Source organism: Paenibacillus sp. OT2-17 (genome assembly GCF_009827695.1).
Lineage (GTDB): Bacteria > Bacillota > Bacilli > Paenibacillales > Paenibacillaceae > Paenibacillus > Paenibacillus polymyxa_B.
Window position 1 is genome coordinate 1 of sequence record NZ_WUDQ01000032.1, and the last position, 22,353, is coordinate 22,353.

Below are 22,353 nucleotides of genomic sequence, written 5' to 3' on the forward strand. Positions count from 1 at the left end.
TGGTAATGTATATACGATGTATACGGTACATTTTTGTGGCTGTCCGTCAAACGTAGACGGGGCGCAGGATTTGGAGGTTTACACAGGATTGCGGATTGCAAATTAACAATCTCCAGTGTAAACACACGTTGTATATTTATCCGGTACGTGGGCCTGTGCGTCCGAGTGTCCGATTCAGAAGATAACGTAAATGAGTCGGTGAAAAACGCTGAGTAAAGCGGAGACAGAGCGCTATGAGGAACGACCGCTACCCCCAAGCGTCCCCTCGTGCGGCCCGGAATCTGGTGTACGAAATTTCAGCGTATCAAAATTAACTTCCGGAAATAATAAAGCGCTCGTCTACGGTAGTGATCCGTTGCGGGCGCTTATTCATCGTTTTTAGCCCATCTCTGAGCGATAATGTTCAAGCTCTATTTCAGATGATATCCAATAGAGAGAGGTCTTAATAAGTCTCTTGAGGTCAGAAACATCTTTATTAATCCACTTTTTTGTATAATGAGCGTGATCGTTTCCTAGCCAAGCTGTTCGTTCAGCGAGAAACTTGACGTTAGAATCTTCTACATATTTATCCAAAAGAGATTTTAGTTTAACGTTATTTTTGATTTCCTCTGTATCATCAGGATATTTGTGTACTAAGAAGTCTTTTATTAAGAATTCAAAAGCCTTCCTATAACCTAAACCGCATATTTCGTCTAAATTCTTGTCCTCTGCATACTTGGCTTGATTATAAATCCTAACAAAATTTGTTGAGATTGATTTAACCGCATCAGTGAAGTCTTCGTCTTGTGGAGTAAAGGGCGCAAATCCAGTGAACGATACGTCAGGTACATTTCCCATGTATCCAGACTCCTCAATAAAAGAAACAATATAGGATTCTAAGCATTCATTTCTTGGGCAGGAGCAGAATATGCGGTAGTGAGTGACATATGATCTATCCATTTCATAAACAGCTAGGATTATAGGAGACACTGAATAGTGACAAACAGGGCATTCATCTGGAATCTCCTCCATATACTCCCAATCTGAGCGGAGTCTGAATCTGTAGTTATTATTCATTCTTAGAAACCTCAATTCTAGTTTTAATTGAATTATCTTACAGATTACTAAGTTTTACAATTAAAAATACAAGTTGCTTCGCGCTATGTACTAGGGTAGAATACGATTAACGTGATTATACGCTGTAGAGGCGTGTGATTAACAAGTAGTCGTGCGTATCCACAATCCCGTTCAATGCTCAAAAACGTTGATCTGACGCGGTTTTGGCCGAACGTGAGCCTAACGCCAGATTCACGATTCATAACCCGAATGCTGTAGCGACATGTGGCTGTGGTTCAAGCTTCCGTACAGCTACGGATGCCGGGAAACCGAACGAAGAGCCTTGTTAATTCAGGTTTTTCGAGTGGTGGTATGAAAATAAATCTGAACGATAATTAATACAAAAAATTGCAGATTATGTGTGGTTATTGAGTGTGCTTGAGCGCGTACAATCTTGCATGATGAACGCTAACAATTACGAAATGTAAATATTTATTTTAGGTTTGTGAGTTAAGACCTCCAGCGGTATAGTCGCGTACTATATCGTTATGGAGGTTTTTTGTGTTTTCGTTTCTGCCAGTGGGTAGAAACAGGGGAACTAGGGCCACTTTTGTTAAATAGTCTGTCTTACACTCTATGATTTTATCTTTGCTTTATTTATAATTTGCGGTTAATTTGCGGTGATTTTTAAGAAAGATAATGGTAAAATATAATCAAATAGATGAATGAATGGTTATTGATTATTCTGATGTAAAATGATGTAATAAATAGTTATTTAGTTCAGTGCATTGTGGAAGTAGGTCAATCTAGTACTTAATACTAAATGATAGAAGGGGTACACATGAAAATTTCTTCTTACAACGAGTACTTGAAACTAGATGAGGATGGAGAAGGGAAATACTTAATATATAATAGCCTGACTAACGGGTTAGGAGAAATAAAGAAGGACTTATACGATGCCCTCGTTAATGAAGATTTTTCCTATCTAACGAATTGTGAGGAGTTAGAACATTTAATACAAGGACGATTTTTATATCTGAATCCCGTTAATGAATTAGAGATAATGGAGAAGTCATTCACTACAACTAGATATCAAAAAAGCACATTACATCTTACAATTTTACCTACGTTTAATTGTAATTTCAGATGCTCTTATTGCTATGAAAATTTGACTGAGAAAACAGGTAATCATTCTTTCACTGATCAAGTTCAGCAAGATATTTTGAATTATATAGAAAGTGCAATGGAAGCTACAGATTTGAAACATATTACTGTCAATTGGACAGGCGGAGAACCATTACTTGAATTTAAAAAGGTTACTCGGCTCATGGATCAAATGAATACTATGGCAGCGCTGAAACATATTGAAATAGCGCACTACATGGTTAGCAACGGATATTTATTAACTAAAAGTCGTGCCGTTATTTTAAGAGATTTGGGTTTGAAAAGTATTCAAATTACGATCGATGGTAATAAGGTGAATCATGATAAAAGAAGGGTTTTGGCGAACCAACAAGGGACATTTGATCAAATAATAAATAATATTAGAGATTCATGTGATTTTATTCACATTAATATACGCTCAAATGTAGATTTGAACAACGTAGCTTCAATGGAAGATTATATGGATTATTTAGGGCAGCAAGACTTTAGGGGAAAAGTGAATATTTATTTTTCTGCCACCACTGATTATGTGGCAGGAGGTTGTTCAAGTAGTAATAGCTGCTTTGCCAATCAAGAATTCTCTGGAGTTATTCTGAGCTTGTATGAGAAAGCATTGGAAAAAGGGCTTAATATTTCTTATTACCCTCAATATGTACCTGTTGTTTGTGCTGCTATTGCAGATAATTCAATTGTAGTGCAGCCAGATGGCTGGATTCAAAAATGCTGGAATACGGTAGGAAACTCAAATTATGCGATAGGTCATATTAGTAATGGTATAAATTCTAATGAGCGTACGGAGAAGTGGCTTAATTATTCCCCATATAAAATTGAAAAATGCCGAAGTTGCTCAGTGCTGCCGTTATGTGGCGGAGGTTGTGCCCAGCAAGCGTTTGAAAGTATCGACAAACAGCCTGTTTGTTGTGAGTACAAGTACAATTTAGGTGAAATGCTTAAATTTAATTATCACCGACTTGAAGTATAAGTATTAACTTTCTATTATTTCGCTCTTTTGTAGTTTTGAAAGGAGGTGAGAAATATGCGTTGGATTGTAGAGCCAAAAGCAGCCCAAAGTTCTGTTGAACCTGCCAGTACTTGTTGGTATTATCATGGTTGCATTATTTTCTCCTGGTAATCTTCTTTATTATGAAACCGCCTGTTTATCTTTAGTAGACAGGCGGTTATTTAGCTACTTTGTCGAGGAATTATATTAGTAAGTATAAAATACGCAGGAGGTTAGTCAAATGTACAGCATTTTACTTATTGATGATCATCCTGAATCAGGAGAGGTTACCAAGTCGTGGATTGAACAAGATCAATATATACATGTCACACTTATCAGAACTATTTTGGAAGCAAAAGAGAACTTAACTAAATATAATTTTAATCTATGTATCTATCATTTGAATAAAATGCTTCCTGTAGATTTGGAATGTATCCATCTAATTCAGGATATACCCATACTATTTATTGGACAGGTTCATACATATACAATGATGGATAAACTCTTAAACCTGGGCGTTATAGCATTTATTGAAAATAATCCTTCGCACGATCAACTAATTTGGACTATAAGAAACGTGTTAAACGGTATTTCCGTTTTACCCGTAGCCTTATTAAAACAACTTCATCACCGTGAAGGAGTAATGGATTATGTAGTGCTCAACAACAAGGAACGGTCTATTTTGGAATGCATCGCAGAGGGGAAAAGCAATAAGGAACTCGCTGTCATCTTCTGTGTTAGTCAAAGGACTGTGGAATATTATTTAACTAATATTTTTAATAAATTTGAGGTGCATTCGAGATTAGAAGCTGTAGTTGCTGCTAAAAATAGAGGGATGATTAATGTGTGAAAATTATAAATTAAAATATACAAGAAAAATCTCGCAGTCAATGATCAGCAAAAATATATTCTAATGGGGGTTAGTGATGAAGCTTTTTTTGTTTAAGTATAGATTTAAGTTAATATTACTTATCATTTGCATCACTTTATCAAGTCTCATGAATATGTATATGGCTTTTATCTTTAAGAAATTGGTAGACACTGTTACAACCGGAAGTGAACAAGAATTTGTTAAATCAGCTTTTTTGGCTGTATTTTTAATCATTCTGGGTGCAATACTTCGATTACTAACGAATTTATCTCATGCTTCTTATATGAGGAAGACCATGCTTAATCTAAAAGAAATTGTATTTGAGCATATTTTAAATAAAAGTCTAACACAATTTTCTTCAAATCATAGCGCCAAGTATATTTCTATTTTTAGTAATGATATAAAGATGATTGAAGATGATTATTTTAAAAATATATTCTCGTTAATTGGGACATTTATATCTTTTTCAGCATCTTTGTTAGCGATGTTTTTACTCAGTCCTACAATTGTCATAGCCCTTGTCTTATTAACACTGTCATCTATGTTTATCCCTCGAATGTTTGAAAAGAAACTTGTAAATTGTAAGAGAAAAGTAGTTGAAGCTTTAGAAAAATTTATGATTCATACGAATGATATGTATTCAGGATTTGCAGTTATTAAAAGCTTTGGTATTGAGGGGCATGTACAAGGACAATTTGATGGTATTAATCAGGAGACGGAAAATCAAAAATATAGATTTCAGAAATTGAGTGCTTGGGTTACCTCTATTAGTGAAGTATTTGGTGGATTTATGTTTATTTCAGTATTTATTATTGGGAGTTTCCTTACTTTACGGCAGCTTATCACGTTGGGAACTATGATTGCTTGTGTTCAACTAACTAATAGCATCGTTAATCCGATACAAATGAGTATTCAATATATAACTCAAATCAAGTCGTTACGTGATATCTCGGCAAAGATTACACAACTTTTACATACAGAGCAACAGGACAAGATTTACATTCGCAAACCGACTATCCAGGATAAAGTATCGTTAAAAGAAGTGTCTTTTGGTTATAAAGATGACTGCTATAATGTACATGGATTAAATATGGATTTGGAGTTAGGGAAGAAGTATGCCTTAGTCGGGCCGAGCGGGTCAGGAAAATCAACGGTATTACGGCTTTTAATGAAGCAATATGAGAACTACAAAGGCAGGATCAGTATTGATGAAGTAGATTTAAAGGAAATCAATATGGAGGATTGGTGCAGACTGGAGTCTGTCCTGCATCAGGATGTTTTTTTATTTGATAGTAGCATTAAGGAAAATATTGTATTACACCAGATGTTTTCTGATAAGGAAATTGAAGATGCTATTCAAAAATCTGGTCTGAGTATGCTAATTAATAAGCTACCCAATGGAATGGAGACACAGGTTGGAGAGAAAGGAAGTTTTTTGTCTGGAGGTGAAAAGCAAAGAATAGCCATAGCAAGGACGTTAATACGTCGCACTCCTCTATTGTTAATGGATGAGCCGACTTCGTCACTTGATCAGGAAACAGCAAATGCTGTTGAAGAAACAGTTCTGAATTTAGACAATACTACATGCGTGATGGTTACTCATCGGTTATCAAAACCAGTATTAGAGCGCTATGATATGATATTTGTATTCGCTGATGGAGCAATTATAGAGAGAGGGACATTTTGTGAATTAATAGAGCTTCAGGGTTGCTTCTATCATATGTATGGATTGGCAGAGGAGTCGACAATGACACAACATAAAGATAGTCCAATCTCTTACGTGGTAAATTAATCATAACTATGGGTACTGCAATTGATCTGAGTATAGTAAGACCTTTATCCTGATCATATATACGCACCAAAACTGTCGCGATTCAATGTCGATGTTAGTTTACTAACGATTAGTTTTTAAATTGAATCACTAAATGAGTGTTTGGCCAATTAAAGGCGGGCACCTTTTAGTGTTTTTTTATGGCTGTACATTTAATCAGCATTTGTTATTGCATAACTTCTTATAGTGATAATTTATCTTCTCTATAATTTTAGTATGCGCTTTTAATGCAGAAGGATAGGGATAATGGAATTGAGCTTAACCTCGTGAAAAATAAAGGATGATATATTTCCGTTAAAAACCAACAACCTGTAGCTACTTTATGCTTCTTTTGAGAAAGAATCTGTTAATATGGTTGCTGCGTACAGCTGTGTTCAGTGACGCTATTTATCAATCATTTCATTTTTTCATCATATGATTTGTAACCTTCCCCCACGGAGTTGGCACTTAAGAATAAGAACACGAAAGAAAAGAGGCTAGGGACGTATGAGGGAGTGGGTTGAAAAGGCGCGGCTAGGGGATGCGGAAGCGTTTGGGCAGCTGATGCTGCATTTTCGCGGGATGGCCTATGCGGTGTCCTATGACATGCTGAAGGATGTTCATCTCGCGGAAGATGCCGTGCAGGATGCGTTCATAGAGGCTTATCAGAATCTGGAGAAGCTACAGAACCCGTCCGCTTTTCCAGGCTGGTTCAAGACCATTGTCGTAAGACAGTGCCAGCGGATGCTGCGGCGGAAGCATCATTCGATGCTTCCTCTGGATGAGGCTGTACAGGTTTCCGGAGGAGTACCGGGTGTAGCAGAAATTGCGGAGCGTAGGGAGGAGAGCCAAGTTCTGCAACAATCGGTGAAGGCACTGTCTGCCAAGCTGCGCATGCCTCTGCGATTGTTTTATTTTTACGGCTACTCTCTGCAGGAAATTTCCGATTATCTGGGCACTCCGGTCCCGACGCTTAAGAAGCGGCTGCACGATGCCCGCCGAAAGTTGAAAGGTACACTCCCGGTAGCCGACCTCGTTTCCGTGTTCAATCATTTGTATGAGGGAGGGCAAAACATGCTACATATTGTTAACGGTGATGTTGTAGGTGAGATGTTGAAGCAGGGTGTTGTACAGGGTGATGTGCTTGTATGGAGAGAGGTATATCCGGCAGGACCGATATTTGCAAATCCAGCGGGGGCGGAAGAACGGGCACTGCGGGCCCAGGTCCTGGAAGAAACGATGGGTATTCCGGCCAGCAAATATATTACGAGCTGTGAGGAACAAGAGCAGAAACTTCGTGAATTTATTAAGTATGATGAAGTCGTGTTGTGGTTTGAGCATGACCTGTTTGATCAGAGCATGCTCGCCTATCTGCTTCACTGGTTCAAAAGACAGAAACTGGGCCGCACGAAGCTGAGCCTGCTCTGTATTGGGGAGTTTCCGGGAATCGAACGGTTTCATGGTCTGGGACAGCTCACTCCGGCACAGCTTCAAACATTATCCGGGACCTGGCGGACTATTGGGCGGCAAGAAATGGAGCTTGGAAGCGAGCTTTGGCAGGCGTATGCTTCTCCTGATCCTGTTCAAATGGCTAATCTGCTGGAAGACAAGAAGGCAGAACTGGCAGCATCCGGCCTGCCTTTTGCCTATGAAGCCTTCACAGCACATCTCAAGCGGCTGCCCTCGGAGCAGAATGGCCTTGGCGTTGTGGAACAGACCACGCTTCAGGCCGTTCATAATGGAGTGAATACGCCATTGGAATTGTTTCGTCAGGTAACTGACGTCCTGCATGTGCTTGGGATGGGTGATCTCGAATACTGGAAATTTATTCGTGCTTTGGCGCAAGGCGAACATCCTTTGCTGATCATTGACGGGGATGAGGCCAGCTTGGATTTCAGACAAATTCCGGATTTTCTGAACCGAAAGGTAATCCTGACAGAGTTGGGTAATGAGGTACTGAATGAATCAGTGGACCGTATTGCAGTTCAAGGGATCGACGAGTGGTTTGGGGGGCTGCATCTCCATGGACATGAGGTTTCTTGGCGATGGGATGATTTGGCTGGTGGATTGGTCCGACATTGAAGAAAGTACAGAAGCAGATTGTTTAAAGTGCGAAAGAGTTTCCCGTTTATGGAAAACTCCTATTTATTTTTTAGTAGACCATATTAAGACAAGAAAACCAGCTAATGTTTGTCAAGGAGTCCCTCGTCTATTTCTCTGTAGCTTATAGTAATAGATGCAGCACTTTCAACTAGGACACAAATTGTAATTGATTTTTTAGTGAGTTCTTCCCCGGTGTTAGCTATCATCAGTATATTTTCCTAATGTTAGGAACCGACATGGGCAGATGCGCATATATTTTTCTAAAAACTAACATCGGGAGGAGATAAACTTGTATCAAGTACCTTCTTACTGGGGAAATTCATACTATATGCGTGCCAATTTTGTACCTATCTGGAACACAGGATTTCCGAAAGCAGTACAAATGATAAAGGAAGCGGTACAAGGGGAGCGTAACGATGAGTTGTTCTACGATGAATTGATCAATTTGGCTCCCTCACAAGAGCAGGTGGCTATTATTGAAAGTATCCGTAACGATGAGCGCGGCCACAATAAAATGTTCAGAGAGATGTATCGGGCTTTGACAGGACAGGAAATTTCAGGAATTAGTAGTGAGCAATATGAGAGGGTGCAATCCTATACAGAAGGTCTACAGCGCGCCTTGATGGGAGAGTTGGGTGCGGTGGAACGGTATCGCAACATCTGGTTTGGTTTGCCTGCTGGCATTTATAAGGACACAGTGTACGGTATCATATTGGATGAGCTTAAGCACGCTGCTAAATACAATTATCTGATTACGTTGAATCTTAGGTAACTATTGATCGAAAGTCAATACTACTCCACATCAATTGGATGATGGATTTTATCCTTATATTCATCCACATAGAGTTGGCCGTTGCTGCCTTTAACGGCATAGAATACGTCCTCTAACTTTTTGTCGCGTGCCTTTAGTTGAGACAGCAGCCATGATTCGGAAATATGATTGGAGTTTAAATTGCCATGCAAAAGCTGTCCGTCGATTATAAGCTCAATTGGGAACTGTGTGGCATTACCTGCATTCAACTGCAGGTCTTTTAATGTCACGGCTTGCAGTTCCTTTTTCTTTTGAACAGATAGTTTTCCGTTAATCTCAAGGAGGGCGTACCCCACTTCCTCTATATTAAAAATTTCTTTCTGGCGAAGCTGCTGATTTAAAGAATCCAATGTCATATTATTTTTTTTTAAGTTATCTTCGAGAATGAGCCCTCCTTCTATGAGAACGGTGGGTGCTCCTTCTGTCCACATCTTAAAGTTTCTGAATTTCAAAAAAAGCTTGGCCAAAACATAAGAAGTAATTGTAAAAACGGACAGGGCTATTAATAGGTGGATAACTTCTATTTTTTCGTTAAATGCAAAGTTAGCAGCCATAGCTCCTAATATAACTGCCGTTACGAATTCATGAAAGTTCATATTGGAAAGGGTTTGCTTCCCTAATATTCTCCCAATTATCATTAGGATAAAAAATGCTGAAAAACTTCTGATCAAAATAACGAGATGGCCATTCATGCAAAACCCTCCTAGTTTAAAAATTGCAGGTATTCGGCATATAGGTTACCCGCCGCACTAGAATAATATACCGGTGGAATTAATGTATTATATGTGATGTATAAGCTTGTTGGCGCAGGCGATCCCAGCTACCTTGTAAGGCTTGTCTTCTTTCTTTTTCATTTCTTAATAGACCTTTAATTTTTGATTTGCTCTTTGTCGTAGTCCAGTATAGGCAACCAATTGTTTCGGCCCCACGAATTGTCTCGCAACTCCGATTTCAGCCACAACTTCTAAAACAACAACTGGAGCCTTGCCTGTGTGTTCTTGTAGTTGTGTAGCTACTAAATAGGTTAGAAATTTAGCTGTTTGGTCGAATGATTTGATTTCTCTGCATATGAATAGACCTCCTTATGATCATGATCCAATGCTTCTACTGCTTCGAATCCGTAAATAGCTCCTGCGCGGTTCGCACAAATAACTGTACAGCAAGTGAAGCATTATGCAGGGATGGTACAGCGATACCGATTTGGCGTGTGATCAGAGGTGAAGTCTCCTTGACGGTCAGATCATGGGGGAACGTGGACAAGGCGAGTGAAGAGACAATACCCATACCCAGTCCTTGTCGAACCATGCTGACCAAGGTGCTGATATTATGAGTAATGAACTGTGCCTGCAACTGACTTTGTTCGCGTTCAAAACCTTCCATAATGGCGACCTCATGTCCACCTTTACAAAAGATCATATCCTGCTCATTCAAGTCTCGAATGGCGATTTTATTGTGCGATTGTAGAGGGTGACCGTCTGGCAGGAGAATAACCATGTCATCCTGACATAAAGGGATGACATCTACCTGAGGGTCTGGTAACAGGATGATACCCGCTTCGATTTCTCTGGTATGCACCCACTCCTTGACTTCATTCGTGGAGCCTTCATGTAGGTCGAAAACAAGGTTCGGATAATGCTGACGAATATGATGAATAATCGGGGGCAGAAAATAGGCTGAGGCAGAAGGAAAGGCACCGATCGTGATCGTGCCCACGTCTAGACCTTTTTCAGCAGCCACCTGCTGCTGTACCTTTTCCATGCTTTGCAGCATCATACGGAATTGCAGCAGTACCTTGTTCCCGATATCTGTCAGCAGCACTCCTTTTTTTCGGTCGCGCAGCAATAGCTGGACATCCAGCTCGTTTTCGATGCTGGCGATGGCATGGCTGACCGCGGGCTGCGTCATATGCAGCTCATGGGCAGTTTGGGTGAAGCTTAGCGTTTCAGCTACGCGAACGAAGATCATAATTTGAGTAATGGTCATAAGTGAAAAGTTATCTCCCTTATTGAAAACATTCATTTTATTTATTAGTGATCACAGTATACGCTAGTAAAGCAAAACTTTGCAAACGGCTATTCAGATTTTAGTCGGTAGCAATGAACGATGAAAATCTAAGGGAGAGAAGATATCTATGAAAAAATTAACACCTAAAGCTACACTGTGGCTTGTCTTGATATTAGTGATGGTATGGGGGATCAACTGGCCGTTGACCAAGCTGGCTTTGCCAGATACACCGCCGATATTTTTTTCAGGAATCCGTACCCTACTGGGTGGTGTGATTCTGCTATTGTTCGCTATGCGTCACCGGGAAACCTTGCGCTTTAGACAGAATGCGTGGACTTATCTTGTGCTGGCCATATTTAATATTGCAGGCTACTATGGCTTGCAGACGGTAGGGCTACGTTATTTGCCTGCTGGGTTATTTTCCACTTTAGTGTTCCTTCAGCCGATCTTGTTGGGATTATTCTCTTGGATGTGGTTGGGGGAGCGTATGTTTCCCCTGAAGGTCATTGGACTGGTACTGGGTTTTGGCGGGGTGATCGTGATTAGCTCTGGTGGGATGGCAGGGCATTTGTCGGTACTGGGCATTGTGTTGGGGCTAGCTTCAGGACTGTGCTGGGCGCTCGGAACGATTTATATGAAGAAAAAAAGCAATCAATTGGACTCCATTTGGGCGGTGACGATGCAGCTCATTTTTGGGGGGATCATACTCAATGGGATTGGATTTACGACCGAGAAATGGAGCGATATTCACTGGACTACCTCCTTTATCGCGATTTTATTGTTTATTTCGATATTCGTGATTGCGATGGGCTGGATGATTTATTTTAAACTGATCGATAACGGAGATGCAGGAACCGTCGGCTCCTATACGTTTATGATACCGGTGTTGTCCACGGTCTTTAGTATGGTAATGCTCAAGGAATCACTTACTTTGACGTTTGTTGTGGGACTGGTGCTGATTGCAGGCAGTGTGTATCTGGTAAATATTAAAGAAAGAATAGAGTTATCAACCAAGTATCAGAACGGTGAGACATTTGAGGATTAACGGGGGCGATGGATCAGGAAGAACTTCAATAACTTCTTTCATGCACGCATATTGGAAGCACCAATATAGCGTGCTTTTTTTGACTATGATTTTCAAAGAGGTTTGTCGTACCAAATTAGCTAACAAGATGTACTGTTATAAAAAACATTAAACTAACAAAATGACGTTAAAGGTTTTTTTTTGTTTTTTTTTATAGTTTTCGTTCTTATGTAAAGAATTCAATGAATATAATATTTTAGAGCAAAAAAAGAGGTGATAAAAGAAACGTGGTACTCAATATCACTAATTTGTTATGTTTATAGGATATTTGTTTTTTATAATGATTGTATTTTACATATTTTTGTTATGCTAACAATTGACATTTGGTATAACGTAAACTAGAATGAGTAAGAATTCATTTACCAATCACATAATTAGTTTGGAATAATTGAAAGCGTTTACCTAATATTAGGATAGAGCTCTTTTGGTTCTTTTTTCTTTTCCGAATTATGGCCGGGAGGGAGAGATCATAGTACGTGCCTAAGGGATGGAAATTTGAATATATAAGCTAAGGGAGAGGTGTATGTTGAGATGCGGTTAAATAGAAATGTTGGAAACTTCGAGCAAACGGTGAATTGTAACGCTGGTTACCTGGAGGGTACAAAATGAAGAAATTATTGTCGTGTTTGATCTCGTTAGGAATGCTTGTTTATATATTGCCGACCATGATTGTAAGCGCTAACAATGATGGAGTTACTAATCTAGCGCTTGATTCAACACCGTCTGCCCAATCGGATATTATTTCAGATGCTGTTTACAAAATTACTGCACAGCATAGCGGAAAAAGCCTGGAAGTTGAAGGGGGATCAAAGGATGACGGAGCGAATGTTCAACAATGGACCGATAACGGAAAGGAGCAACAGAAGTGGAGAGTGGTTGACGTTGGTGGTGGATATTATAAGCTGATCTCGCAATCTAGTGGCAAAGCATTGGATGTAGCCGGTGGTAATACCCATGACGGAGCGAACGTTCAACAATGGACAGACAACGGGAACGCTCAGCAAAAATGGAAAATCATTGACGTTGGTGGTGGATATTATAAGCTGATCTCGCAATCTAGTGGTAAAGCATTGGATGTTGTCGGTGGTTATACCCATGACGGTGCAAACGTTCAACAATGGGCCGACAACGGTAGCGCTCAGCAAAGGTGGAGATTCACGCAGATTGATACGACAACAGATACGACACCACCAACCGCCCCAACAAACCTCCAAAGCTCATCCAAGACGAGCACATCTGTCACTCTTACATGGACGACCTCAATAGACAATGTAGGTGTAACTGGCTACGTTATTTATAACGGAACAGATCTGGTAGGCACGAGCACCACAACAAGTTATACAGTGACGGGTCTCACTGCGAACACATCCTACAACTTCACTGTAAAAGCGAAAGATGCAGCAGGCAATATTTCGGAACCAAGTAATGTCTTAAAAGTAACAACAAGTTCCGACTCCTCTCAAAATACAGGATTTTATGTTAAAGGTACGACGCTTTATGATGGCAACGGAAATCCCTTTGTCATGAGAGGAGTTAATCACGCTTACACTTGGTACAAAGGTCAAGAGTCGGTTGCGATACCTGCAATTGCCAAAACCGGAGCGAACACGATTAGAATCGTGCTGTCTGACGGTCAACAATGGACGAAAGATGATTTGTCAGCGTTGCAAAACCTGATCACTTTATCAGAACAAAACAAATTGGTTGTTATCCTTGAAGTACATGATGGTACGGGAAATGATAATGCTGCTGTGTTGAATAAAATCGCAGATTACTGGATTGAAATGAAAAGTGCACTGATTGGAAAAGAAAATACAGTCATTCTCAACATCGCGAATGAATGGTTTGGTACTTGGGATGGGAACGGCTGGGCACAGGGGTATAAATCAGTTATTCCAAAGCTAAGAAATGCTGGCATCAAAAATACCATTATGGTTGACGCCGCTGGGTGGGGGCAATATCCGAAGTCGATTTTTGACTACGGAACGCAAGTGTTTGATGCCGATCCGCTTAAAAATACGATGTTCTCCATTCATATGTACGAATACGCTGGGGGAAATGCCGAAACAGTAAAAAGCAATATTGACAATGTATTAAACAAAAATCTAGCTCTCATCATTGGAGAATTCGGAATCAAGCATACAAATGGTGATGTTGACGAGGCCACCATTATGAGTTATGCCCAACAAAAAGGTGTAGGTTATCTTGGATGGTCTTGGAAAGGAAATGGATCAGGTCTAGAATATTTGGATATGTCAAACGACTGGGCAGGATCGAGCTATACTGAACAAGGACATGCCATTATTGAAGGTCCGAATGGCATCAGAGCAACATCCAAGTTAAGCACGATTTATAGCAACGGTAAACAGTAAAAGATTCATATTGTTTTAGTAACGGCCTTTTCTCGAAATTCTAATGGGAAAGGTCGTTTAGTTTGTTCTGGAATCGTAAGCAAAAGCATGTACAAATACATAGGAGCAAGGAATAGGAAAAATATACTAGAATATCAAAGGAGGTCATAGTAAAATATGACTATAAGTCTGTTGAGTTAGTGAAAATGACGGTTCAAAATTATCCGCTTGGTAAGCGGGAAGGTGGCACTTTCAAACTCACCAGTCAGCAAGAGGAGGAACCTATGAAGGATTTTGACGTAACCAAAGCCAAGTATGATCCAAAACAGGAAGAACAGGTGAAAAAGGGATTTTTCAATAAGGTAAAGTCCACGGCTGGAAAAGTTCCCTTTGTGAAGGATGCGGTGGCTATGTACTATTGTGCGATAGATCCTGAAACGCCTCTGTATGCCAAAGGGGTAGCATTCGGAGCCTTAGCGTATTTTATTTCTCCATTAGATGCTATATCAGATGTTATTCCAATGTTGGGTTTTACAGATGATGCGGGGATTGTGCTGGCAGCTTTGAAAGTGTTGGACATGCATATCAAGCCTGTCCATCGGGAGAAGGCGAGCGAATTTTTTTCTTAAGAGATGCAATGAGCGGGGGAGCTAAGGAATGGACAGATATACACCTACAGCGAGGGAACGCTGGCAGATGAAACAGAGTGAGCCACAGCCGCAGGGCTGGGTGCTCGCTCTATTTGGCTGGATTTTTGCAGGTTTGGGGTTCGTATTTAGTTTTTTTGTCGTTGGAGGCTTGTTGGGGATCATAGGTCTTGTTTTCGGAATTTTGACTAAAAAGATGGAACAAAGAGACACGCAGGGGATCTTCATTATCGTAATCAGCTCCGTAGCTATTGGCATCGGCCTATTGATTTTTATGATTTTTTTTGCACAAGGTTTTGTAGAAGGTCTGAGAGAAGGGTATAATGAGCATTATTAGGTCAGGGAGGTAACAGCATTGAGCGTCATTATTTCACAGCAGATCTCGGCAACGGGCGTGAAGGAATATACGAAGGTGATGAAAACATTTGATTCCCAGTTTACACCTTTGGTTGGACAGAAAATTAGGGATACGGCATTTGGCGATATGCAATATTACGATGTCGAGGACGTATTTATTGATCTAGCGGAGAATGAATATTGGGTAATTCTACCTGCCGTTTTGCTGCATTCTGATGATATTGAGGATATACGAGACGCTGTGCGTGAGTATCGTTCACACGGTTGGGAATGTACGAAACCTCTGTAAATGCATACCACTTAGGCATCTATACGGAAACGTCTTTCTTTTGCGAGATAGGCGTTTTTTTGTGTATTTGTGTATAAACTATTTCTAATGATTGGCATGAAAAGAAAGAATTTATGCTGAAAATGCGCAAATTGTATCATTTTTTATCATAAAACGACAAGTTGGGAAATGAAAACGGCCTTAATGTGTTATACTTAGTATATCAAAGGACAAGAGTCTAAAACGACCGGTAAGGCCCTTTCTTTGAAGAGCCTCTGAAAGGTTCAACGTTTATCCAAAATAAATGGTCAAAAGGAAAAGGGGAAATGCTAACGTGAGAGTGAATTTGAAATTTACTAACAAAGGGCAAGTTGCAGTTGAGAAGTTCAACAATGAGGAGCTTATCGAAATCTTTACCCGCTACATTAAAACGTTAAGCAAGAAGTATGATATCTCGGTTACCGTACCGGAGGATCTGAATGAGCAGATCTTGGAAGAGGGTACCGTGAAGGTCGTGTTGGATAAGATTAATTGTGACATGGACGCTTTTTTCAAGGAGCTGAGCCGGGATATCAAGGTGCCGCTGGTCAAAAGATTGGGTACCAAACTGGATAACGTATTTAAGACCGAGGTTGTGGAGCAGGAACAGAACTAAGAATAAGGATCAAGCGAGTCCGAATGAGGATTCGCCATATGAAATGATAAAACCTCCCGAATGGGGCGCCTGGCTAGGCCATGTGCTCGTTCGGGAGGTTTTATATGTTTAAACTACTCTATTCAGCATGAAAACATGCATGGCATGTCTGTCCCTTTTAACGTGTTGTTATAAAAGTAGGGCGCAGTTGGGCTAAATCAAACGAAGGTACCAGCCCTTCCTGCGCAGCGCGACCAAGCAAAGCTTCGATGGCGGCATATCCGCTGTCTCCCAGATTGGCGGTAAAATCGTTTACGAAAAGGTCGATATGCGATTGGGCGACATCGGGTGAAAGTTCCTGCGCATGAGACAATACATATTCACGCGAAGCTTCAGGATGCTTCCAAGCATATTCGACAGAGGCGCGTATCCAGTTTGTGATCGCATCCAGATCTAGCGTACGGCGGGCAATGATAGCTCCGAGCGGGATCGGCAGCCCTGTATCTTCTTCCCACCAGTTCCCCAGATCGACTTGCTTACTAAGTCCGTAGGACGGATACGTGAACCGTGCTTCATGAATAACCAGTCCGGCATCTATCTCCCCGTCACGGACAGCAGGCATGATTTGGTCGAACGGCATCACGACGATCTCGCCGACACCCCCAGGCACATGCTTGGCTGCCCACAGGCGGAACAGCAGATAGGCAGTGGAACGTTCACTCGGAACGGCTACACGCTTGCCGGATAGGGCTTTCGGGCCTTCGACGGTGGAACCTTCCCTGGTCAGCACGAGCGGACCACACCCCCGGCCCAGTGCGCCTCCGCAAGGCAGCAGGGCGTATTCATCCAGCACCCAAGGGAGTGCAGCATACGAAATTTTCATGATATCCAGTCCGTCTGGTGTGATCGCCAGATTGTTGGTGATGTCGATATCGGCAAATGTAATGTCCAGCGCGGGTACGCCCGGAATCAATCCATGCGCCAGGGCATGGAAGACAAAAGTGTCATTGGGACAAGGTGAAAAAGCAATTTGCATCTATATAACCTCCGTTAATGTAGAAAATGCGGCTTCCAACGCTTGCAAAGCCTCTTTAATCCGCCAGGCTGCGCGGTCACGCGGACCAACAGCATTGGAAATCGTGCGGATTTCCATCGTCGGCAGTTCCAGTCTATTTGCCGCCACGGCTACGCCGTAGCCTTCCATCGCTTCGGCAGCAGCTCCGGGAACGCGTTTGGCCAGCCGTTCCGCTGTTGCCGCCGTACCGGTGGCTGTGGAAACGGTCAGGATCGGCCCCGCGACAGCTGTCTGTCCAGCGGCACGCAACGCCTGAACGAATCGCTGCGCGGTGGCAACATTCACGGCAATTCGGCTTGAGCCGAAACCCAGCTCGTCCACGCTGCTGAAGCCCTCTGCCGTCTCGGCACCCAGGTCGGCGGCAATGATCGCGTCAGCAACAACGACGCTTTCCAGTGCAGCGACCTCCACGAAGCCGCCACCAATTCCGGCGCTGATAACCAGCCGGTAGTCACCAGCCGCCGCCAGTGCTAGCACGGTTGAAGCTGCTGCGGACGGTGCGCCCACGCCAGCCAGCTCGACCACAAAACGGGTGTCGCCTTTCAGGCCCCGCAGTACAGCTTCCCGTTCGCCTTCAACCGCGGTCATAACCAGGATGCGTCCATCTGATGTTGTATGCTCCATCGGTTGATTCCCCTTTAAATTTAGGTAATATGCTCCCTTATCATACTGCTTTTCGAAACGATGTTCAAAAAAAGTCGACAAAAAAAGCGCTCTGAGGCGCTTTTTGGAAAAACTGCAGGATTCAGCAGATATGAAAATCGGTAATTGTAACATAAAACAATTCTAATCTGGAAGAACAGCGCAGGCATAGCATATAATAATTATATCGGCTGATCCTTCGTGATTAACTGAAACATGGTGATATTGCGGTCATAATGGCTTGGGGTTCCATCTTGATTGCGCACCCGAATCATCTCGCTACTGAATAACTCGATATATCCACAGCCAATCTCACAGTATACACCTGTAGGGTCTTCTTGCCAGACCGAAACGAGGTGTTGAGACAGCGCCGCGGTGAAAAATTCGATGTTTTTTTGCAGTACGCGTGGCGTTTTCTTGGGTTCCATAACGTAAATCCTCCCTATATCATGCCATTTAAAAATCAGCAATTGAACGTGGCTTCTAAGTGGTTACTACACATCATAATGAACATAAACAACTGAAAAAGGAACGGTTCGTCAATCTACTCTATGAAACAGACGTAAACACTGTACCGCTTAATGCTATTTTTGTAAAGCATCCGATTGACCTTTTCAAACATCCAGTTTGTGTTTACACACATTTTACATTGCGTTTACACTGCTGTGATGCTAGTGCGTTTCATCTAATAGTACAATAAAGGGTAACTATACTGCATGAATTGATGGAGGCCATATGTTGATAGAGAGTCAGAATAAGGATAAAGCCGGGTCAGAACGTTACTTTAACCGAGATTTAAGCTGGATTGAATTTAATCGCCGTGTGCTTCAGGAAGCTCAGGATGCAGATACACCGTTGCTGGAGAGAGCCAAATTTTTGGCGATTGTATCTAGCAATTTGGATGAGTTTATGGCTGTTCGTGTTGCAGAGACGCGCGAGAAGATCAAGGCGGGTTTTATGCAAAAGGATTTTACGGGATATACCCCCTCCGGTTTGTACAAACGCCTGATCAAGCGTACCGTCTCAATGGTATCGGAACAATACCGGACCTATCGTGATATTTCTCGCCTCTTGACGAAAAAGGGTCTTTTACTGTTCGAATATGAAGACTTAAATACGACACAGCGCAAGTCGCTGGATGCATATTTTCATGAAATTATATTTCCGGTGCTCACGCCGATGGCGGTCGATCAGAGCCGTCCTTTTCCACTCGTTCACAATAAATACGTATATTTAGCGGTCGTCTTGAGACGTCCCGGGGATACAGAGGAGGATAAACCACTTTTTGCCATTGTGCAGGTGCCTTCGAATATTCCACGTGTTGTTACGGTGCCTTTGCGGTCGAACAGCAAGAAGAAATCATTTATTTTAATTGAGGAACTAATCAAGCATCACATCCAAACGCTGTTCACCGGATATGTTCCGGAGGCAGTTCATGCCTTTCGTGTTACGCGTAACTCCGATTTATCCATTAATGAAGAAGAGATCGAAGATTTGCTCGAAGAGATTGAAAAAGAGCTGCGTCGAAGACGCCGGGGGGCGCCGGTTAGACTGGAAGTAGAAAAAGGGATTCATCCCTATGCCCTGATGGAGCTTCAACGCGAATTCAAGCTGTTCGATCATGTGTTTGAGATGGACGGGCCGTTGGATCTGACGTTTTTGTCGTCTTTTGCCGATCATTTGGAGGGGTATTCGCATTTGAAATTTCCGGCAATCAAACCACTGTATCCGGAAGAACTGCCCCCGCAAGAGGATATTTTCAACGTACTTCGCAAACGGGACGTGCTCGTGTACCATCCATATGAATCATTCGATGCGGTAACTGATTTTATCATTGAGGCATCAGAGGACCCGGATGTGATGGCAATCAAAATGACCCTGTACCGTGTCAACGGGGAATCGAAGTTGATTCCGGCATTGGCACGTGCGGCCGAATCGGGCAAGCAGGTAACGGTGGTGGTGGAGCTGAAAGCCCGTTTTGACGAGGAACGTAATATTGCCTGGGCGCGTACGCTTGAAAAAGCAGGCTGTCACGTAGTGTATGGGCTGGTTGGCTTGAAGACGCACGCCAAAATCATTCTTGTCATACGTCATGAGCGCAACGCACTCAAACGATATGTGCACGTAGGCACAGGCAATTATAATGAAAGCACGGCGCGCGTGTATACGGATATCGGATTGTTTACGTCAGATCCGGTACTTGGCGAGGATGCTTCCGAACTGTTTAATGAAATCACGGGATTCTCTGCGCTCAAGACTTTGCAAGCTTTTACGGTGGCTCCAACGGGAATGAAGAACAAGCTGTTTGAACTCATCCGTAGGGAAGCTGAGCAAGCATTGGCAGGTAAGCCCGCCCGGATTATTGCCAAGATCAACTCCTTATCCAATCAGGAGATGATCGATGAACTATATGCGGCTTCCCAAGCAGGTGTGAAGATTGATCTTATCATTAGAGGGGTCTGCTGTTTGCGTCCGGGTGTGGAAGGATTCAGCGAGAACATACGTGTCATCAGTATTGTAGACCGCTTCCTGGAGCATTCCAGATTGTTTTATTTTGAAAATGGAGGCAATTCCGAGTTGTTTCTGTCCAGCGCAGATTGGATGACGCGCAATTTGACCCGCCGAATTGAACTGATGTGCCCGATTTATGATGACGGGATCAAAGAAATGCTGGCAGATATTCTGCATTTATCGTTAAGAGATAATGTGAAGGCACGCCAGCTTATGCCTAACGGCAGCTATCAATTTGTGTCCAGAAACGACAAAGAGGCTCCCATCAGGAGCCAATCTGAAGCGATGAAGGTTAGAAATTGGAAGAAGGTAGAATGGACCACGACAATGTAAGATTCCATGCCTTTTGGAAATCCTTGGCAACCGATTCTAGCTCCCGTTGTTCTAATATGGGTTCACTCTTGCTTTCCAGACGAAGATGCAGTGCGTCATCCCCTGTAGTGGGATTGATGCTGGTAATCATTCCCGACTCACTCCGATCCATGCCAATCGCGAGCTGGAGCAGCGAGCCGAGCCGATGTACACGTTCCTCGTCGGAAGGCTCCAAAATATCGGCATGTGTGCGTAGCAAACGGGGAGTCCGGTTCTTGGGATGGTAATCCGCGATCAACGCGGCTAGTACCGTTTCCCTATGGGATAAACCGCCAATGCCTGCATGTAAAATCCAGAACACGGAATTCTGGCGGAAATGATAATAATTCAAGGCAGCCCCCGTCTTGTAAAGAGTTGCTGCGGTCAGTAACAAGCGCTTGTCCATAGCAGCTGAGGTTCCGTTAGCTAATGTGTCATAAAGACGGACGGCGTACTCGTTAACCCGCTTGACATGCGCTTCGCTAACCGGGACAGCAAACGAAAGGATATTGCGAATGGATGTGATAAGCGGATTAGCTACCACGGGCTGTTCAGCGTTGACCAGCTCATGAAATAGGCCGTCTCGCAGACCCGCTCCACTGACCAAATACGCGGAGCCTTGAGCAGCTTCAAATATCGTTTTCAATATAATAAGACCCGGTACAATGATGTCGGCTCTGTCCTTGGACAGGCCGGCTGTTTTTTTGCGTTTTTCATAGGGCAGATGGGGCAGACTGCCATAGAAGTAATCGACATCTTCTATCGTCATTTCGTAATGGTGCGTCACAGGAAGTGAGTAATCCAGTCGTTTCTGATTGATTTTAGCCAAAGTACGCAGGGTTCCACCTAGCCCGATGAATGGCAGACCCGGATTGGAGAAGATCCAATCATGATTTTGCAGGGAAGAACGGACAAAGCTCTCCATTTCCTCAATCTGCTGAGGAGACCATTCGCCATTCTTGACCTCACGTCCAAAGCGCCAATTCATATTGACGGCGCCAAAGGGAAATGACACAGTATGCAGTCGTTCTCGATCGCGGAACAACGTAATTTCGGTACTGCCACCCCCGATGTCAATAATGATTCCGTCACTCACATTCATAGTGTTCACTACTCCCAGAAAACCGGCATAGCCTTCTTGCTCTCCGCTCAGTATTTCCAGTGTTAAATTTGTCTCCTCCGCGATCCATTGGACGATTTCGTCCGAATTCGTGGCATTGCGGATGGCTGCTGTTGCTGCTGCACGCATACGGACAACCCCGTGCATATGGCATACCGCCATAAATTGGCGCAGCAATGGAGCGATGCTTCGAATCGCCTCCCGTTCCATACGGCCGTTGGCCCCAACCTTTTCGCTCAGTCGGGCAGCTTCTTTGCATTCCTGCACAATTCGATAGGCTCCTGTCTCTGTCATTTCATAGATCACCAGACGTATGGAGTTTGAGCCAATGTCCATGATGCCAATTTTGCTATTCATGAGTTGACCTCCTTGTTGAAAAAACGATTTGCCGGTAATTTCCGCTGCTCCGTGCAAATGGTAGTAGATTATTGTCATTGTATCAGTGATGCTCGGTGCATGCTACCGTTCGCCATGATCTTGTCGAAATAGACACATGCCGCGGACAATCATCCAAG

20 protein-coding genes and 1 pseudogene are annotated in these 22,353 nt (G+C 42.7%); 13 read left to right on the top strand and 8 right to left on the bottom strand.

The window, feature by feature from the left end:
- Window positions 1-378 precede the first annotated feature (378 nt).
- Window positions 379-1,056 carry a DUF4145 domain-containing protein gene (locus GRP75_RS08275; protein ID WP_160789065.1) on the bottom strand — a complete coding sequence of 226 codons (678 nt, stop codon included), beginning with the start codon at window positions 1,054-1,056 and terminating at the stop codon, window positions 379-381.
- Between the two features lie 230 nt (window positions 1,057-1,286).
- Between GRP75_RS08275 and GRP75_RS29585 the strand changes: the two are divergent.
- The 6 genes and pseudogenes from GRP75_RS29585 to GRP75_RS08305 all read left to right on the top strand — a co-directional run.
- Window positions 1,287-1,385: pseudogene (locus GRP75_RS29585) on the top strand (iron-sulfur cluster assembly accessory protein); the annotation flags it as partial.
- Between the two features lie 491 nt (window positions 1,386-1,876).
- Window positions 1,877-3,181: a radical SAM/SPASM domain-containing protein gene (locus GRP75_RS08285; protein WP_160789066.1), complete on the top strand. Its 1,305-nt coding sequence runs from the start codon at window positions 1,877-1,879 to the stop codon at window positions 3,179-3,181.
- 259 nt (window positions 3,182-3,440) lie between these two features.
- Window positions 3,441-4,049, top strand: a complete 609-nt coding sequence (locus GRP75_RS08290) for a response regulator transcription factor (protein ID WP_068941845.1) — start codon at window positions 3,441-3,443, stop codon at window positions 4,047-4,049.
- Between the two features lie 76 nt (window positions 4,050-4,125).
- A complete protein-coding gene (locus tag GRP75_RS08295; protein WP_160789067.1) occupies window positions 4,126-5,862 on the top strand; it encodes an ABC transporter ATP-binding protein in 1,737 nt (578 codons plus the stop codon).
- Between the two features lie 525 nt (window positions 5,863-6,387).
- Complete coding sequence (locus tag GRP75_RS08300) at window positions 6,388-7,962, top strand: sigma-70 family RNA polymerase sigma factor (RefSeq protein ID WP_160789068.1); 1,575 nt, start codon at window positions 6,388-6,390, stop codon at window positions 7,960-7,962.
- A 349-nt stretch (window positions 7,963-8,311) separates the two neighbouring features.
- Window positions 8,312-8,755, top strand: coding sequence for a ferritin-like domain-containing protein (locus GRP75_RS08305; RefSeq protein ID WP_160789073.1), 444 nt, complete (start codon window positions 8,312-8,314; stop codon window positions 8,753-8,755).
- Between the two features lie 20 nt (window positions 8,756-8,775).
- Here the strand turns inward: GRP75_RS08305 and GRP75_RS08310 are convergent, their stop codons facing one another.
- From GRP75_RS08310 to GRP75_RS08320, 3 genes are all read right to left on the bottom strand, one after another.
- Entirely contained in the window at window positions 8,776-9,486 is a 711-nt protein-coding gene (locus tag GRP75_RS08310) for a DUF421 domain-containing protein (protein WP_160789069.1), read from the bottom strand.
- Between the two features lie 165 nt (window positions 9,487-9,651).
- Window positions 9,652-9,864, bottom strand: coding sequence for a transposase (locus GRP75_RS29590; RefSeq protein ID WP_160789074.1), 213 nt, complete (start codon window positions 9,862-9,864; stop codon window positions 9,652-9,654).
- Between the two features lie 34 nt (window positions 9,865-9,898).
- Entirely contained in the window at window positions 9,899-10,777 is an 879-nt protein-coding gene (locus GRP75_RS08320; protein WP_071642816.1) for a LysR family transcriptional regulator, read from the bottom strand.
- A 148-nt stretch (window positions 10,778-10,925) separates the two neighbouring features.
- On the opposite strand from GRP75_RS08320, the gene GRP75_RS08325 reads away from it, so the two are divergent.
- The 6 genes from GRP75_RS08325 to GRP75_RS08350 all read left to right on the top strand — a co-directional run bounded on the left by GRP75_RS08325 (window position 10,926) and on the right by GRP75_RS08350 (window position 16,160).
- Window positions 10,926-11,843, top strand: a complete 918-nt coding sequence (locus tag GRP75_RS08325; RefSeq protein WP_028541440.1) for a DMT family transporter — start codon at window positions 10,926-10,928, stop codon at window positions 11,841-11,843.
- 644 nt (window positions 11,844-12,487) lie between these two features.
- A complete protein-coding gene (locus tag GRP75_RS08330) occupies window positions 12,488-14,254 on the top strand; it encodes a cellulase family glycosylhydrolase (protein ID WP_160789070.1) in 1,767 nt (588 codons plus the stop codon).
- Window positions 14,255-14,517: 263 nt separating this feature from the next.
- Window positions 14,518-14,862 carry a YkvA family protein gene (locus GRP75_RS08335; protein ID WP_048481562.1) on the top strand — a complete coding sequence of 115 codons (345 nt, stop codon included), beginning with the start codon at window positions 14,518-14,520 and terminating at the stop codon, window positions 14,860-14,862.
- Window positions 14,863-14,890: 28 nt separating this feature from the next.
- Window positions 14,891-15,217, top strand: coding sequence for a hypothetical protein (locus GRP75_RS08340; RefSeq protein ID WP_023990166.1), 327 nt, complete (start codon window positions 14,891-14,893; stop codon window positions 15,215-15,217).
- A gap of 18 nt (window positions 15,218-15,235) precedes the next feature.
- A complete protein-coding gene (locus GRP75_RS08345; RefSeq protein WP_013311821.1) occupies window positions 15,236-15,526 on the top strand; it encodes a hypothetical protein in 291 nt (96 codons plus the stop codon).
- Between the two features lie 313 nt (window positions 15,527-15,839).
- Window positions 15,840-16,160 (top strand): hypothetical protein, encoded by a 321-nt coding sequence (locus GRP75_RS08350; RefSeq protein WP_023990165.1) that lies wholly within the window; start codon window positions 15,840-15,842, stop codon window positions 16,158-16,160.
- 157 nt (window positions 16,161-16,317) lie between these two features.
- On the opposite strand, the gene GRP75_RS08355 is transcribed toward GRP75_RS08350, so the two are convergent.
- The 3 genes from GRP75_RS08355 to GRP75_RS08365 all read right to left on the bottom strand — a co-directional run bounded on the left by GRP75_RS08355 (window position 16,318) and on the right by GRP75_RS08365 (window position 18,284).
- On the bottom strand, window positions 16,318-17,175 hold the full coding sequence (locus GRP75_RS08355; RefSeq protein WP_160789071.1) for a 1,4-dihydroxy-6-naphtoate synthase: 858 nt from the start codon (window positions 17,173-17,175) through the stop codon (window positions 16,318-16,320).
- A complete protein-coding gene (locus GRP75_RS08360) occupies window positions 17,176-17,838 on the bottom strand; it encodes a futalosine hydrolase (RefSeq protein WP_160789075.1) in 663 nt (220 codons plus the stop codon). It abuts the gene before it with no gap.
- Between the two features lie 200 nt (window positions 17,839-18,038).
- Complete coding sequence (locus GRP75_RS08365; RefSeq protein ID WP_007431922.1) at window positions 18,039-18,284, bottom strand: hypothetical protein; 246 nt, start codon at window positions 18,282-18,284, stop codon at window positions 18,039-18,041.
- A 307-nt stretch (window positions 18,285-18,591) separates the two neighbouring features.
- On the opposite strand from GRP75_RS08365, the gene ppk1 reads away from it, so the two are divergent.
- Entirely contained in the window at window positions 18,592-20,700 is a 2,109-nt protein-coding gene (gene ppk1, locus GRP75_RS08370) for a polyphosphate kinase 1 (protein ID WP_028541444.1), read from the top strand.
- On the opposite strand, the gene GRP75_RS08375 is transcribed toward ppk1, so the two are convergent.
- Window positions 20,660-22,195: a Ppx/GppA phosphatase family protein gene (locus GRP75_RS08375; protein WP_160789072.1), complete on the bottom strand. Its 1,536-nt coding sequence runs from the start codon at window positions 22,193-22,195 to the stop codon at window positions 20,660-20,662. The genes ppk1 and GRP75_RS08375 overlap by 41 nt on opposite strands.
- Between the last annotated feature and the right edge of the window lie 158 nt (window positions 22,196-22,353).